At 49.9% G+C, this 15,299-nt stretch carries 11 protein-coding genes and 1 pseudogene; 6 read left to right on the top strand and 6 right to left on the bottom strand.

Annotation, left to right across the window (positions count from 1 at the left end; genetic code table 11):
* Nucleotides 1–127: 127 nt before the first annotated feature.
* Nucleotides 128–997 carry a hypothetical protein gene (locus tag ABIC15_RS13975; protein ID WP_354020967.1) on the bottom strand — a complete coding sequence of 290 codons (870 nt, stop codon included), beginning with the start codon at nucleotides 995–997 and terminating at the stop codon, nucleotides 128–130.
* Between the two features lie 181 nt (nucleotides 998–1,178).
* Here ABIC15_RS13975 and ABIC15_RS13980 point away from each other — a divergent pair, with 181 nt between their 5' ends.
* Nucleotides 1,179–2,375, top strand: a complete 1,197-nt coding sequence (locus ABIC15_RS13980) for a multidrug efflux MFS transporter (protein WP_114597340.1) — start codon at nucleotides 1,179–1,181, stop codon at nucleotides 2,373–2,375.
* A 58-nt stretch (nucleotides 2,376–2,433) separates the two neighbouring features.
* Here ABIC15_RS13980 and ABIC15_RS13985 read toward each other — a convergent pair whose 3' ends face one another.
* Nucleotides 2,434–4,920, bottom strand: a complete 2,487-nt coding sequence (locus ABIC15_RS13985; protein ID WP_354020968.1) for an EAL domain-containing protein — start codon at nucleotides 4,918–4,920, stop codon at nucleotides 2,434–2,436.
* A gap of 230 nt (nucleotides 4,921–5,150) precedes the next feature.
* Here ABIC15_RS13985 and ABIC15_RS13990 point away from each other — a divergent pair, with 230 nt between their 5' ends.
* Complete coding sequence (locus tag ABIC15_RS13990) at nucleotides 5,151–5,939, top strand: flagellar hook-basal body protein (RefSeq protein ID WP_354020969.1); 789 nt, start codon at nucleotides 5,151–5,153, stop codon at nucleotides 5,937–5,939.
* A gap of 15 nt (nucleotides 5,940–5,954) precedes the next feature.
* On the top strand, nucleotides 5,955–6,737 hold the full coding sequence (locus tag ABIC15_RS13995; RefSeq protein ID WP_354020970.1) for a flagellar hook-basal body protein: 783 nt from the start codon (nucleotides 5,955–5,957) through the stop codon (nucleotides 6,735–6,737).
* Nucleotides 6,738–7,432: 695 nt separating this feature from the next.
* On the opposite strand, the gene ABIC15_RS14000 is transcribed toward ABIC15_RS13995, so the two are convergent.
* Together ABIC15_RS14000 and ABIC15_RS14005 are read right to left on the bottom strand one after the other, a co-directional pair.
* Nucleotides 7,433–8,296: an NAD(P)-dependent oxidoreductase gene (locus tag ABIC15_RS14000; RefSeq protein ID WP_012371530.1), complete on the bottom strand. Its 864-nt coding sequence runs from the start codon at nucleotides 8,294–8,296 to the stop codon at nucleotides 7,433–7,435.
* Between the two features lie 107 nt (nucleotides 8,297–8,403).
* Nucleotides 8,404–10,947: a HAMP domain-containing sensor histidine kinase gene (locus ABIC15_RS14005; RefSeq protein WP_354020971.1), complete on the bottom strand. Its 2,544-nt coding sequence runs from the start codon at nucleotides 10,945–10,947 to the stop codon at nucleotides 8,404–8,406.
* Between the two features lie 280 nt (nucleotides 10,948–11,227).
* Here ABIC15_RS14005 and ABIC15_RS14010 point away from each other — a divergent pair, with 280 nt between their 5' ends.
* The 3 genes from ABIC15_RS14010 (at nucleotide 11,228) to ABIC15_RS14020 (ending at nucleotide 13,512) form a co-directional block, all read left to right on the top strand.
* Nucleotides 11,228–12,385: an AI-2E family transporter gene (locus tag ABIC15_RS14010; RefSeq protein WP_012371528.1), complete on the top strand. Its 1,158-nt coding sequence runs from the start codon at nucleotides 11,228–11,230 to the stop codon at nucleotides 12,383–12,385.
* A 73-nt stretch (nucleotides 12,386–12,458) separates the two neighbouring features.
* Complete coding sequence (locus ABIC15_RS14015) at nucleotides 12,459–12,782, top strand: winged helix-turn-helix transcriptional regulator (protein WP_214765361.1); 324 nt, start codon at nucleotides 12,459–12,461, stop codon at nucleotides 12,780–12,782.
* A gap of 133 nt (nucleotides 12,783–12,915) precedes the next feature.
* A complete protein-coding gene (locus ABIC15_RS14020; RefSeq protein WP_354020972.1) occupies nucleotides 12,916–13,512 on the top strand; it encodes a hypothetical protein in 597 nt (198 codons plus the stop codon).
* Nucleotides 13,513–13,545: 33 nt separating this feature from the next.
* Here ABIC15_RS14020 and ABIC15_RS14025 read toward each other — a convergent pair whose 3' ends face one another.
* Both ABIC15_RS14025 and ABIC15_RS14030 read right to left on the bottom strand, forming a co-directional pair.
* The gene (locus ABIC15_RS14025; RefSeq protein ID WP_214765357.1) at nucleotides 13,546–14,478 is read right to left on the bottom strand and encodes a class F sortase; all 933 of its coding nucleotides are present in this window, start codon (nucleotides 14,476–14,478) and stop codon (nucleotides 13,546–13,548) included.
* Between the two features lie 86 nt (nucleotides 14,479–14,564).
* A pseudogene (locus ABIC15_RS14030) lies at nucleotides 14,565–15,299 on the bottom strand (copper amine oxidase); the annotation flags it as partial.

Consider the following 15,299-nt stretch of genomic DNA (forward strand, 5'->3'; position numbering starts at 1 on the left):
CTCCATCAATCAAAAATGGCCGATCATCCTATCTGTTGACAGGATGATCGGCCATTGCCATGCAAATTTTGATGATTCAAAACCGATTCGTATCTTTTTATGCACGATAGAGGTGACGGTCAGTTAATTATTGCGTACTGCGCATGAAGGCCTGATACGCATCAAAATCATGATAGACGATCGCGCTTGGCGGCAGGGAACTGTTCATCGTCTGATTGACGAGTTGTTTAAGCGCCGTCCGCGTCTGTCCGTAAAACGTGATACTTGGCGTGTCCGGCAGTTCCGTGAATTCGAGAGCATACGACAGACGATGTTGATGACTGGCGGCGTAAAGTGCATCGGTCATCGTAATCGCGGCAAGACCGTTTCCGCCGCCGTAGACGGTCCGGTAACTCATCAAGGTGACTTCATCGGCCAGTTCCATTGCCCATTCGCTGAGCGGTTGCCCGGAAGCATCCGGCACGGTATGGAACCAAAACGGCAGAAACAGTTGCAACGGGAGCTGTTGTGCTGTGCTGACATCATGAAAAGCTGTCAACAGGCGTTGGTAAGAGGCGATGACAGACGCTTGATCCGTTTCCCAGGCCGGTAAGGCATAAGGTTCGAGATCGACGCTGATGCCATCGGGACGTTCCATTGTTTCTTGCAGGTACACGTTGATCCAGGCTAACGGATCTTCGACGTTCGGCCGGTTCGTCGTCCCTTCATTTGTAATCCATGCGGGCTGGCCGAACAGGAAATAGACTTCGATTCCGGCAAGATGGGCTTTTTCAACGAATGTGCGGTAGAGAGTTCGGTCACCCTCGACAGCGACATGCAGGTAGACACGTTTCATCTGTCTGTTTGCCAGCTGTGTGACTTTCGTTGAAATTTGTTTCGCTTCAGGAATTGACCACATCACGGTATGACGCGTGACGGTGACGGCCGCTTCGGTTCTGGCAGGCAGAAGCGTCGCAGCCATCGTAAGACAAATCAGACTGATAATGAAGCGTTTCATATCGTTCACTCCCATTACTTAAGTTATCTTATTATCGGTCGTCCGGTGCATCTTGGATATAAGGCAATAGTCCGGGAGTCCTGAGAATCAGTTCAAATCCTAGACATTTCATTTTGTGAAGTGTATATTAGAAGTTGTTGAATTGAAACGGAATTACCATTAAAAAGGAAGTGATGCCACAATGCCATTGTGGAAACGAAATTTAGTCGTTGTTTGGATCGGTAGTTTTTTGACTGCTGCTGCGTTAAGTTTAGTCTTACCGTTTTTGCCCTTATTCATTGAAGAACTTGGTGTCAACGGACGCCAGGAAATCACGACCTGGTCCGGCGTAGCGTTTGGTGCAACGTTCCTCGTCGCAGCAATCGTCTCACCGATTTGGGGACGTTTGGCCGATAAAAAAGGCCGGAAATTGATGTTACTGCGGGCAAGCCTCGGTATGTCAATCGTCATGTTCTTAATCAGCTTCGTTCAAGATGTGTACCAACTCGTGTTCTTACGACTCGTCATGGGAGCTGTCTCCGGATTCATCTCTGCCGGAATCACCCTGATTGCGTCACAAACCCCAAAAGAGAAAAGTGGCTGGGCGCTCGGTACATTATCGACCGGTGGGATTGCCGGTGGATTACTCGGACCTCTGATTGGAGGATTCCTTGCCGATATGATTGGGCTTCGACCCGTTTTTCTCTTTACGAGCATTCCGCTCTTCCTGACGTTCCTCGTCACGTATTTCTTCGTCAAAGAAGAATTCGTGCCGCTGCAGACGAAGCAGATGGCGTCAGCGAAACAAATCATCCAGTCGTTACGTCATCCGGAACTGATTTTAAGCCTCTTCCTGACGACGTTTTTGATTCAGTTCGCGGCTCAATCAATTAGTCCGATTCTATCGCTGTACGTTCGGGAACTCAGTCCCGGTACGGAACGATTAGCCCTGTTATCCGGAATCGTCGCGTCGGCTCCCGGGATTGCGGCCTTGATTGCCGCCCAGCGGCTCGGTCGGCTGTCGGATAAAATCGGGGCGGAACGTGTCTTGTTCTTCGCATTACTGATTTTCGCCGCCTTCCTGATTCCGCAAGCGTTTGTGACGGATACGAGCCAATTGATCATCTTACGGATGGGCATCGGCTTTGCGACTGCCGCTTTGATGCCGTCGGTCCAGGCGCTGCTCCGAAAACACACGCCGGCGAATGCGTCTGGTCGGATCTTCGGATATAACCAGTCGGCCCAGTTCATGGGGAATTTCCTCGGACCACTGGCGGGTGGTCAGATTGCCGGTCACTTCGGTTTTGAAGCGTTGTTCCTGTTCACCGGTCTGATTGTCATCACGAACGCGGTGCTCGAACGGACGCAAACGGCTGTCCTCAGTAAAAAACATTCATGATGCATAGGAAAAAGGCTGTTTCGATTTTCATCGGAACAGCCTTTTTGATGTAGCAACATCAGGATAACAGGAAGAATTCATCCAGCTTCAATTGCTCGGATGTTTCGAGCGCCTTCATGATTTGTCCCGACTGAGCGCGGATTTTATAGTCAGCCGAATAATGGAACAGTCCGTTATCGAGTTCGGTCACGGCGAGCGGTTCAATCAGTGTTTTCGGATGGACGATATCCATCAATTGAAGCGACAGTTCGATTTGATGGTCGACCGGCAAGCGGATCGACGCATAAAAATGAACGGAGCGGTTCGTACTGCGGGTGATGAGAACCGGGGAGGCTCCGACGTTGACATCCTTTCCGTTCAACCGTGTGATCGAGATGAGTCCGTGCAGGGACGGCAATGGTTTTTTCGGTGACTTCTTCATCGATTCGACCGGTTGCAGGACACCCTGTTTCAAATGCAGACGTAACGCTTCGATACCGACGGGACGGCTGAACAGGTAACCCTGAACGGCGTGGCATTCAAAATCCCGGAACTGATCGAGCTGCTGAAGCGTCTCGATGCCCTCGGCGACGACCGACAGCTGAAATTCTTTCGCCAGGTAGACGATGCTTTTGATGAGCGGGACGGACCGGTCATCTTCCTCCAGTTGAGCGACGAACGACCGGTCGAGTTTCAGACTGCTGATCGGATAACTCCGGAGGCTGCTGAGGGAAGAAACCCCGCTGCCGTAACCGTCGAGGATCAATTGGATTCCTAACTGATGGAGTTGCTGTAACGTCTCTTTGACGAACTCGCTTTCGTGCAACAGGATGCTTTCCTGAAGCTCGAGTTGCAAGTACCGTGCCGGGACCTGATAGCGGTGCAGGCACGTACGGATCGTCTGGAGGAAATCCCGGTGAAGCAGTTGATTGGAAGAGAGATTGATTGAAATCGGGACGACCGGAACACGTTGTTGCAAGAGGGACTGGATCGTCTGACAGACGGCATCGAGCACCCATTCGCCGATCGGCAGATAACAATGACCTTCCTCCGACAAAGGGATGAAGTCTTGTGGGGGAATGCGACCCCATTCAGGATGATCCCAGCGAATCAACGCTTCGCACGCTAAAATCTGTCCGCTCCAAATGTCGACCTTTGGTTGGTATTCAAGAAACAGTTCATCCTGTTCGATCGCATGACGCAGACTTTGTTCGAGCTGATGGCGGCGATAGATTTCAAGATCGAGCTGTGACGTATAAAACTCATAAGAGGGCTGTATCTTCAGCTTGGCACGGGACAAGGCACGGTTGGCCGTATGCAACAGCTCCGTAGCCGTCGTTTCATCATGTTGGAACGGACTGAGACCGATTGCCAGTTCAGCCGCCAGTTCGTAGCCTTCAATCTGAAAACGCATCGTGTTCAGCGTCAATAAATGGAGACATGTCTCTTTCAGGGCGACTTCGTCGAATGGTTCCGTCGACAAGGCAGCGTAATGATCGCCGGCAAGCCGGGCACAATAGAGATCCGGCAATTTTTCCGCTAAGTAATGACTCGTCTGTCGCAACCATTGATCACCGATATCGTAGCCAATCTGTTCATTGATCTGATGCAACTGATTGAAATCAATCGATAGAATCGTAAACGGATGATCGGTCCGGATCAGGTGCTCGACTTCTTCGAGGAACAGTGTCCGGTTCGGCAGTCCGGTCACTTCATCATATAAAGAGAGCTTCCGGATTTCCTCTGGTTGGATTGCCCGGTCTGACCCATGTTCCGCAGCCGGTTTCGCGACGGCCTGAAACAGGAAACTGAACAGCTCCTGGTTGCCGTCTTCCGAGCGGAGTCCCTGACAAGTCACATCTTGTGTATAGTCGCGTGTTTGATTCATCCGAAATGAACCGGAGACAGCTGGTTCTCCTGTCCGCAGGAGTGTCAGAAAGGTTTTAAACCGGGACCGGTCCTCCGGATGGATTTCCAGTAAAAACTCCCCGTAATCGAGTGAAGCGAGCCGGTGTTGCGAGAGATCCAGCAACGAGGCAAAATGAGCAGACAACGCGAGACGATCCTGTTTCGTTTCGTACTCTAAAAAAGCGAGTCCGGGAAGTGACGCCGTCAATTGTTCTTTTGCCGACAGCCGGGTATGTTGGAGCCGTAGTTGAACATGTTGGGTGATGTCCCGGGCGATACCGTAGACGCCGATGATGACATGATTTTGATAGATCGGAATATTCGTGACGTTCATCGTTAAGAGATGTCCATCATGATGGGTGACTTCTGCTGTGAAATGGACGGTTTCCCCGGTCAAAGCCCGTTGTTTGAGCGGAGCAATCCGCTTGGCTTCAGCGGATGTGATGAATTCGCTGAAGTGCTGGTGGTGGAGCTTTTTTCCGCCATATCCGAGCAGCAGGGACAGTTTTTGATTGTAAGAGACGATTTGACCTTCTAGATTCAAGGTATAGACCGCATCCGGATGATTTTCGAGAAAGTGGGTTGCATCGACCAGTTGTTTAAAATCCAGGGAGCCGTTGATGAAGGATTCTGTGTTCTTCTTTTTGAAGAAGGGCATGATCTCACCTCATTTAGTGTCGTTATAACTTGATTATAACAATTTATGGGATTTAGACATATCATGTCTGTTGAAAAATAAGCAAATGTTTTTGAACGAATGGGGTAGGCCTTTCGATTCATCTACGCGATTCATTCCCTTATTTTGAAAAAAACATCGAATTTCTAAAAAATTGACCGATATACTTAAGGAACAGAATTGAACAATAAGTCAATGAGGAGCCAACACATATGTTACGAGGAATGTATACGGCGTCTGGTGCGATGCAGGCGTTACAACGGCAGCAAGAGATGTTAAGCAATAACCTGGCCAACGCCCGGACGCCAGGCTTCCGGGCCGATCAGGCGTCCCTCCGGACCTTTCCTGAGATGATGATTCAGCAGTCGGGCGTCAATGAACAATCCGGTGTCCGTTCCCGCGGGACAGTCGGGAAACTCGCGACGGGTGTCTTCATGCAGGCGGCGACACCGAACTTTGCGCTCGGCTCGATTACAGAGACGGGTAACGCGACGGATCTTCAAATCAGCTCGCCTGAAGGAGCAGCCCTGTTTGCGATCCGGCATGCGGATCCTGCGACCGGCGAAGAGGAAACACTCTATACGACGAACGGTCAGTTCGCCGTCGGACAGGACGGTCTGCTCCGGACGACGGAAAATGATCTTGTCCTCGGTGACGACGGTCAGCCGCTGAACGTCGTCAACGAAGATTTCGTCGTCAGTGCGGATGGTGCTGTCACGGACGGAAACGGTCAAGCCATCGGCAACCTCGGTCTGGTCGTCACGAATCAGCCGGAAACGCTTGAGCGGACCGGAAATGGTCTGTTCCGATCGGTGGATCCGTTGAATGCCGGTGCCGTCAAAGTCGATCAAGGGGTACTTGAGCTCGGAAATGTCGAAGTCGAACAGACGATGACGGAGATGAACGCCGGTCTTCGCCAGTTCGAAGCCAATCAGAAAGTCATCCAGGCCTATGACCGGACGGCGGAAAAAGCAGTCTCGGAAATCGGACGCGTCCGTTAATCAAGGAGGAAGTTCATGCAATCACTTTATACATCCGCCAGTACGATGGCTCAGCTCCAAAAGCAACTCGATACGACCGGACATAACTTGGCGAATGCCAATACGAACGGCTACAAACGGCGGGATTCCCAGTTCAATGAACTGCTCGTGCGTAACTTGAATAATCAACCGGCCGGACTGACGGCGGGACCGTTGACGACACCTGCTGGTCTGCGCCTTGGTGTCGGCGGATACGTCGCTAATGAAGCAACGCGTTTCGCAACCGGGACGTTCCAAAATACCGGACGTAAGCTCGACGCGGCGCTCAGCAATCCGCACCATTTCTTTGGTGTGATTGATGCGGACGGCGTGACGAAGTTTACACGTGACGGTAATTTTGAATTGTCTCCGCAGGCAAACGGACAAGTCCTGTTGACAGATGATGCCGGACGATCGGTCATCAATCAGGCGAACGAACCGATTACATTCCCGGACGATGCGACGTCGATCGAACTGAACAAAGATGGCAACATCACCGGCGTCTTGAACAGGGAACGACGTGTCCTCGCCCGGATCGGTGTCGCCGATATTCCGAACCACGGGGAATTGACCGATGTCGGAGGCGGTCTCTATACGACGGCAGGACAATACCAAAATGCGACGGGAAATCCGTTGACGGTCGGAACGCTTGAGACCTCGAATGTCGATATGGCGACGGAGATGACGAACCTGACGCAGATTCAGCGGGCGTACCAGTTTAATTCAAAAGCCCTGACGACATCGGACCAGATGATGGGTATCGTGACGTCACTGAAATAATGTTGAATGGTGATCTATGAACAGGATTTCTAGAAAGAGCGGACAGAAGCGATGAAAATCGGATGCTGTCCGCTCTTTTTGACGTATGCTGCAGGAGTCAAAAGAAGGGACGAGTTGTTTGATCTTCGATATTAGAAGATCAAACAGGGTAATAGTTATTAAATAGGAATATGTCATGTACTAGTTTTTTTGAATATTCACTATTCGAGTTGGATAAGTGAATGGAAGGGCGGCACATATGATTACTCATGAGAGAGCCTTATTCGTTCGTCAGTGTGTCTTCGATTATTACCAGCGGCTTGAAATCGACTGTCAAGTGACCATCTTTACGGAACAACCATTACAGTTATTATTGGATTTCGATTCAAGAAGAGAAGAATTATTTACGCCCCGGCGCCGAAGTCATTCCTGCCGAGACATTCGTTCGCATCTTTCATCGACCTTCGATGAGTCGTATACGCATATATATATGACGAAAGCTCCATTTTCATCCATGACGCGCTATTGTCTGTTAATCGTTTGATGAATGTGTTGATGATGATTCCATGCTTTCTTAGATGCGTGAGACGAGTCAAACATTGCTTCGTCAGTCGATTTAACGTATAAAAGTGATGGCTTACCCCACCAGGAATAGGCGAGACTACTTCCGTTGTAAGAACCGGGAATAGTCTCGCCTGATTTTGATTGCTCCAGGGTTACCGCTGCTTTAATGATAGATACACAGCGGCCATGTCTTCGTCGCCGTGGCCACTTTCCAAGGCATGCTGATACTGCGTCTGTGCTGTCGCTGCCAGTGGCAGGTCGAGCGTCAATCGTTTCGCTTCTTCCGTGATCAAACCGAGATCCTTTGCCATCAAGCGGAGCGGAAACGCAGGCGGGAACTGTTCGTCCCGGTACATCGTCTGTTTCCCTTGGAAGAGCGGCGTGTTCATTCCGGATGCTCCGATCAGCTGAATCAGCTTCTCTTTGTCGAGTCCGGCCCGTTCGCCGAGCAACAGCGTCTCGGCAACACCTTCCCCGACAAGTGCGAGCAGGAGGTTGATGGCAAGTTTGGCCGAACTCCCTGTTCCGTGGGCACCGAAATGAATGCTTTCCTTACCGAGAATTTCGAAGTAGGGACGACAGGCGGCAATCGCCTGTTCGTCTCCGCCGAGCAGCAGGACGAGTTGACCGGCTTCCGCGACCCCGACGGATCCGGAGACAGGTGCTTCGAGATACGTTGCGCCGGCCTGTTCGATTCGTTCCGCAAAGGACACCGATTGTTCCGGTGAAATCGTACTCAAGTTGACGAGGGTTTTCCCTGACAGCTTACTTGCCAGCAGCCCGTTTTCCTGTTCGAAGACCGCCGTGATGGCGGGACCATCCGCGAGCATCAGAAAGATGATGTCCGATTGTTCGACGACGGCGCGGGGCGATTCGAGCGCGACAGCCCCTTCTTTGACGAGAGACTCCGTCTTCTCGACCGTCCGGTTATACACGTTGACCGGATGCCCGGCTCGTCTTAGACGTAACGCCATCGGCACTCCCATATGACCTAATCCAATCCAACCTAATGCCATGTCTAAAACTCCCTTCGTTTTTCAGCTCTTCTCCTAATACCCGTCCTGCCGTAGTCCGTAACCTGACAGAAAAACGTGCCCTTGTCGAATGACAAAGGCACGTCAGTTTATTCTTCATACGTGAGGATGGTCGAGATGACCGCAATCGGGAAGCGGATCGTAAACGTCGATCCGGCGCCGATCGTCGACTCGACATCAATCGTCCCGTTATGGTGCTTGACGATTTCCTTACAAATCGACAGGCCAAGTCCGGTTCCGCCGATTTTCCGCGTCTCCGAATTGTCGACCCGGTAAAACTTATCGAACAACTTCGACATCGCTTCTTGGGGAATCCCGATTCCCTGGTCACGAATCGTGATTTCCGCAAAGCCGTCGTGGTTTTCGATACGAATCGCGACGTTGCCGCCGTCCGGTGAATATTTGATTGCATTGCTGAGCAGGTTGTTCAGCAACTGTTTGATTTTTTCCGCATCAGCATCAATCATGATCGGTCCGACAGCTTCAAACGACAATTCGTGTGTCGTATGGGAAGCGTCATGGAAGTCGATCAATTCTGCCGCCAGCTGAACGACATCAAACGTTGCCATCTGATAACGTTGTTCACTGGATTCCATCCGCTGGACATCGAGGAAATCGTTGACGAGTGTCGTCAGGCGTCCCGTTTCCGAGTGGATCGTCGTCAAGTACTTGCGTTGTTTCGGCGGATCGATTTCCCGGTTCAGCATCAGTTCCGTAAAACCGTAAATCGAGGATAACGGTGTCCGCAGTTCATGCGAGACCGTCGAGACGAACTCTTCTTTCATCCGGTCCGCTTCCGTCTCTTTCGTGACGTCGCGTAAGACAAGCATCGTGCCGACCCAGACCTGATTGATCTGGATTTTTTCCGCATAAATCTGGATGTAGGCACTGTGTGAACGGATCGAGACGAGAAGACTGTCTTTCGGCAGATTCTGTTCGACGATTTGTTCGATATACTGTTCAAACGGTTCCGGTTCATCGATGATGGCGGAGAGTGCCGACATCGCCTGGCGGAACGAGGACAGATTACTGTCGTCCTGGTATTCCGTCTGGACTTCCGGGAACAGTTTCATCAACGGTTCGTTGACAAGCAGTTCGTCGGATTCGTGTTCGATGTAGACGACGGCTTCCCGGATCGAGTTCAGGAGTTGGCCGGTCTTATTTTTCTCGTGCATCATCTTCTCATAAATTCCCATCCGCATCAGTGAAAGGGACAACTGGTGCGAGAACGACAGGATGTCACCCATCTGTTCCGGTGTGAACGCATCCCGGTACCGGACGAGGTAGACGCAGGCGATGATCTGTTCTTCGTTCGGATCAAGGATCGGCACGGCAACCTCATACATATAGTACGGATACGGCAACGGACTGTCATGAGCAACTTGTTTTGACGAATGGACCGGTCGTTTTAAGACGCGGGCCCGGTGGAACAACGATTGATCGTCCTTGACGAGCTGACCGACCATCTCTTCCGTCATCCCGTACTCAATCGTCGAGCGGACGTCATGCTGATCGAGGAACAGCAGGGCACCGATTTCTGAGTGGGTGATGGCGACAAGTTTTTCGATGATTTCCGGATACGCCGTCAACGTCTCGCGTGACGCGAGGGTCTCCGTCAGTTCATTGCGGTATTTCAGATGCTGTTCGCTGCGTAACGTGATTTCGAGTGCTTCTTCGAGCTCTTCCTGTTGTGCCTGCAACTCTTCCTGCTGGGCGACAAGCTCTTCCTGTTGCGCTTGTAACTCTTCGTTTTTCGCCAGCATATGGACTTTATTGTCGGCGATCGACGTCGCCATCCGGTTAAAGGATGTCGTTAAGATATACAGCTCATCCTGACGTTTTGGTAATGGAATCGTGTTGATGTCCTCTCCGCTTGCGAGCAGGGCACTGTCACGGGATAACGTGTTGACCTGCTTCGTCACCCGGCTGATGAACGGTCGCACGAGCAGTAACAGGATGATGATCAGGACGACGAGATTCGACAGCCAGATGAACTGAGCGACCCGCATCTCACCGAGCAGGTTCGTTTTCGCTTCCGTCTCTTTGTTTTGAATCAACGTCAAGTAGTCCGTGAGTAACGTATCGATGCCGGCTGCATCCGTATCTGTCGTCAATTGACTGTTTGAGCCTTTTAACGTGCCGTTTTCATTAAATAAATTTTCACCGTTCGACAAGGAAGCAAGGGTTTTCGGATCAAGGAATGTTTCGTCGATCGATCCGTCTGTCTTACCGGCGACGTATTCTGTCAACAATGGAAGGGCGGTCCCGAAGTAATCATCATAAAGTGTCCGGGTGGCGACCGCATATTCCTTTCCTTGTTCGTAAATGGCATTTTTTTCGAACCAGGTCGTCAAACGATTGATTTCCCGCTGATTCGCTTTGATCGTATCGAGTATTTCTGGTGTACCGAACAGCACATACGATTTCACATTGCTCTGCACAAGTGTCCATTCGTTGGCTAATGTATTGGCATTCGTTCGGCGTTCCCGTAAATCATCGAACGTGGCATTCGTCTGGTCGATCTTTCGTTCCGTATAAGTATAGACGATCGCTGACGTCAGACTGAGCGCGATGAAAACCATATAAAAGGCAAACATCAATTGGCGACCAATTTTTTGATTAATCCATTTCACTTGTTTATCCTCCGTATTCTGTTTTGTAGGTTCAAAAAATTAATCCAATATTTTTATATTACTTAATCAAATAGGTATCCATTAAACTTTAACACGCAAAGATGCAAAAAAGATATTTTAATTATTAGATTTATCACCGGAACGAATGGGAAGCAACTTCACAAACACTTTTGAATGAATGCTTCTTCAACTATTTTTTGAAAATAAGGATTAGAAGCGTCGGGATAAAGGGAATCTAATGAAGGACAAGTCCTCATTTTAATCATAAGGAAGTGACAAGATGCAAAAGATGTTCGAAAACAAATGGTACCGCGGTGCCTGGTGGATCATGACGCTGCTGATTATCGTCTGGATTGGTAATCATGTGACGTTCTTGTTCCGGCCGATTGCGATTTTACTGCAGATGGTCGTTCCGCCGCTCGCAATTGCCGGTATTCTGTATTATGTCCTGCTACCGATTGTCGAGCTGCTCGAGAAGAAGATGAAACGGCGCCCGGCCGTCATTCTCGTTTTGCTCGGACTCGTCAGTATTTTGACGGCGCTCGGGTTCATCTTCGGTCCGATGCTGTCGGATCAGATTACAGAATTCGTCAATTCGATTCCGACACTCGCTTCCCAGTTCCAGCGTCAGCTGATTGATGTCCGGGATCAACTTGAAAACAGTGCTTTCTTCTCCCGGTTCCTCAGCGGACAGGATGATCTGTTTAATAAGTTTTCCGGAAACGTTTCGGAGTATGCCTCGACCTTCCTGAAAAACATCGGAACCGGTGTCGGCGGGTTCGTCAGTGTCATCACGACGACGGTCGTGACAATCGTCATCATTCCGATTATGTTGATCTACATGTTGCTTGACGGGGATAAGCTGAAAGGCAATCTCGTTAAGATGATGCCGTTTGAGTACCATAAAGAAACAAAAAAGATTCTGCATGACGTCCACTTGACGATCATGAGCTATATCCGCGGCCAGGTCATCGTCAGTATCGGGGTCGGCATCATCGCTTATATCGGTTACTTGATCATCGGTATCGATTACGCGCTGTTACTCGCTTTGTTTGCGACGTTGACGAACATCATTCCGTTCCTTGGACCGGTCATCGGGGTTGTTCCGGCACTGATCGTAGGATTCATCCAGGATCCGATTCTTGCCGTCTACGCCGTCATCGTCATGACGGTCGCACAACAGATTGATTCGCACATCATGTCGCCACTCGTTCAAGGGAAGACGCTGGATGTCCACCCGTTGACGATCATCATCGTCCTGCTCGTCGCCGGAAACATCGCCGGATTCTTTGGTGTCCTGCTCGGTGTTCCGTTCTACGCCGTCATGAAGGTCGTCATCCTGAACATCCGTCGTCTGTATCACCTGCGGTCGCAAAAGAAGATGGTCATCGCAGAGGACGAGAAGACGTTTAATACGATCGTGACGACAAAAGACTGACTTTTGAATTTTGCCGGCAATTCCGTCATACTGAGAACGTAGTCGATTGTGTCACGAAAGGGGTATGTGTCAGATGGATCAACGTCACGTGGAAGAACAGGCTGATTTATTGGCCCTCCAAAAGTTTCAGCACAATTTCGAAAATAGTCTCAAGTCGAGTGTCATCTATATCCTGCGGGATGGAGCGTTGACGATCGGGGAGATTGAACAGCGTCTCGATCAGTCACATGGTCAGATCCTTGAGCAGTTGCAGGAACTGATTGAAGACGGACTCGTCTTACAGCAGATGTCGGAAAAAGTCCACGGACTCGCGTATTCCTTGACGGGACCGGCGGAAGAACTCGTTCGTCAGTTCAAGGAATCGATTGCCTGGAGTAAACAACATATTACGTATTAAGGAAGTCCGCCCTCGAGCAGTTGCTCGGGGGTTTTTCGTTATTATAATTGTGAAAAAATGTATAATTATTGAATCGAAAACGACATAATGAAAGCAAGAGTAATGACGTCAGAGTGGGAGAGAAGGAATCGGAGTGAAAAAAACAATCCTATTGTATGTCCTGATACCGGTATGCATCATTTTTGTCATCGTCAAGTGGATTATTCCCGTCGTCGGGTGGGGAGCAGACTCTGAACCGGTCAAGGCGAATCCGATTCCCATCATGCAAAAATGGGATGAAGGTCAATTGAAACAATTTGATCGGGAAAACCGGGTCGGGACCCGGTATACACTCGGTGGACTGGAAGTCGAGACGTTAGCGATGCAACGGCGGGAGACAGTCCGGACGACACCATTGTTGCGGGTGCTGGTCTCAAAAGAAAAACTGGTTCAGGTCGGAACCGGAACAAATCGGTTACTGGCTTTGACCGTCACGATTCAAAATCAATCGGACGATCCGATTGAAATATCGAACAAACTCGGAGAGTATGAAACGAATGGTAAAAGAACTGCCGTTTTACATGAGAAACATCCGCTTGTCGGCACGTACCGGGCAGGAGAAGAACGGACAGGCGTTTTATTCGTCAAAACAGAGCAGAAAGAACTGACGGCAGGACATCTTGATTTACTGTACCAAACAAAATCAGGTGAAAAACAACTGCGTATTTCGTTGAATCAACAAAAAAACTGACCGGCTCCTATGTATTGGAGTCGGTCAGTCGGATTATTTTTGAACGGCACTGAACGCTTCTTCGGATTCAATTCCGGCTTTGTTGACAGCCGTGATGATGAAACGTCCGGTTGTATCTTGCGGTAACGGGAAGGCTTTCCGTTCGATTGATTCCGTCGAACCAAGTTTTTTCCGTTTTCCGTCTTGTTCCTGATAGATGTTATACGTGACGACCTCATCATCAGTCGAGGCATACCAGTTCACGAATCCACCTGAGACACGGACATTTGTCGCCGGTTTTGGCGGCGTTTTGACCGGGTCAGATGCCTTTTGATCCAGTTCCGTGAAGACGACGAGACGGTTGTCGTATGTGCCTTCATTTTCATCATACGTCCCGATACACGTGATCAAGTTCAGGTTTCGCTGATCAGAAGCACCAAAGATTTTTTCTAGCGGTGCATCGAGGTGACCATATTCGACCAGTTTTTTGACACGGAAGACAAGATTACGTCCCGATTCATCCTTGATTTTGATGGTATCGCCTTTTTTGAGTTCGTGCAGCTGGTAAAAGACGGCCGGACCGGTTTTGGTGTCCGTATGACCGTCGATGACGGCGTTTCCGACATCACCCGGACGGGGTCCGAACTTATACCACCCGACTTGTTGTTCATTTTTCGGCGTTCCCATGGCACCTTTTTTATCGAGACCGACTTGTTCAATATTCGTTTTGACCTTGAGCGAATCAATTGTCAACGTTTTCGGCAATTCGACCTGGTTCGTCGACAGACTCTTGAATTCTTTTTTAAAGATTTCAGATGGTTTGAGTGGATCTTCCTTTGTCTCGGAAGATGCCGCAGATTCAGTTTTTGTATCGCCTTGCGTAATATTCGTTTCCGGTTCCTTCGTGTTTCCGATCAGTAGAAAAATTAACGTACCGATTGAAACGAGCATCAACAGGATGCTGACCGGTAATAACCATTTTTTCAAGACACGTCACTCCTTTCCGAGACAAAGCCTCTTACACAGAAAAAGGATAGTGCCGAGGCGCTATCCTTTTTAGTATACCCGAAATCTTATGCGTTTTGACGTTTGCGTGCGAGGACGATTCCGGCTGCACCGAGTGCAAGACCGAAGAGCGCGATCGCACCTGTTGTACCTGCTGTATTGTTGTCGCTCATGCCGCCGTTACCTGTGTTCGGCATTGAACCTGGTGTACCATCCATGAATTTCTCAGGTGATTGTTTGACGATCGCTTCACCGAGGTTTTCACCGACGCCGTACATGTAAGCATACGACTCACGGAATGTGTCAACCGATCCTTTGTAGTCGCCTTCGACATACTGCATGAACGTATCTTGGACGTATGTCTCATGACCAGAGACCGCTTCTTGTGCTGCTTTTGTCGGAAGGTTCTCTTCTGTTGCTGCGCCAAGGAACGCACCGAAGTCATTCGAGAACATTTTGAGCATGTCTTGCGCATCACCCATCAATTTCTTGTCGTCGTTGATGGCTGCTGTGACGAGGTTTGCTTGCGCTTCGATGTGGTTTTTCGTCCAAACTTGCTCGAACTGATCCGCACCTGCTTGACCGTAAACCGATTTCATAGCGGCTTTGAAGTCAGCTGTGTGCATGTCTTCTGCCCAGTTCGCTGCATCGTAGTCTTTCGCTTGATCGACGCCCGCTGTCATGCTGATGTTGGCAAGTGCCACGTGTTCAGCTGCGAGGCTGTTGAGTGTTGACCGGAGGTCAGCGGCTTTTGTGTCCGCTTTCGTGTTGTCGAACTTCTCAGGCATCTGTGTTGTGATCGC

It is taken from the genome of Exiguobacterium sp. PvP048 (assembly GCF_040549175.1).
GTDB classification, from domain to species: Bacteria; Bacillota; Bacilli; order Exiguobacteriales; family Exiguobacteriaceae; genus Exiguobacterium_A; species Exiguobacterium_A artemiae.

Excerpts from the sequence above, each read along its gene's own strand:
- ABIC15_RS13975 (WP_354020967.1), bottom strand. The coding sequence starts at position 997 with ATGAAACGCTTCATTATCAGTCTGATTTGTCTTACGATGGCTGCGACG.
- ABIC15_RS13980 (WP_114597340.1), top strand. The coding sequence starts at position 1,179 with ATGCCATTGTGGAAACGAAATTTAGTCGTTGTTTGGATCGGTAGTTTT.
- ABIC15_RS13985 (WP_354020968.1), bottom strand. The coding sequence starts at position 4,920 with ATGCCCTTCTTCAAAAAGAAGAACACAGAATCCTTCATCAACGGCTCC.
- ABIC15_RS13990 (WP_354020969.1), top strand. The coding sequence starts at position 5,151 with ATGTTACGAGGAATGTATACGGCGTCTGGTGCGATGCAGGCGTTACAA.
- ABIC15_RS13995 (WP_354020970.1), top strand. The coding sequence starts at position 5,955 with ATGCAATCACTTTATACATCCGCCAGTACGATGGCTCAGCTCCAAAAG.
- ABIC15_RS14000 (WP_012371530.1), bottom strand. The coding sequence starts at position 8,296 with ATGGCATTAGGTTGGATTGGATTAGGTCATATGGGAGTGCCGATGGCG.
- ABIC15_RS14010 (WP_012371528.1), top strand. The coding sequence starts at position 11,228 with ATGCAAAAGATGTTCGAAAACAAATGGTACCGCGGTGCCTGGTGGATC.
- ABIC15_RS14015 (WP_214765361.1), top strand. The coding sequence starts at position 12,459 with ATGGATCAACGTCACGTGGAAGAACAGGCTGATTTATTGGCCCTCCAA.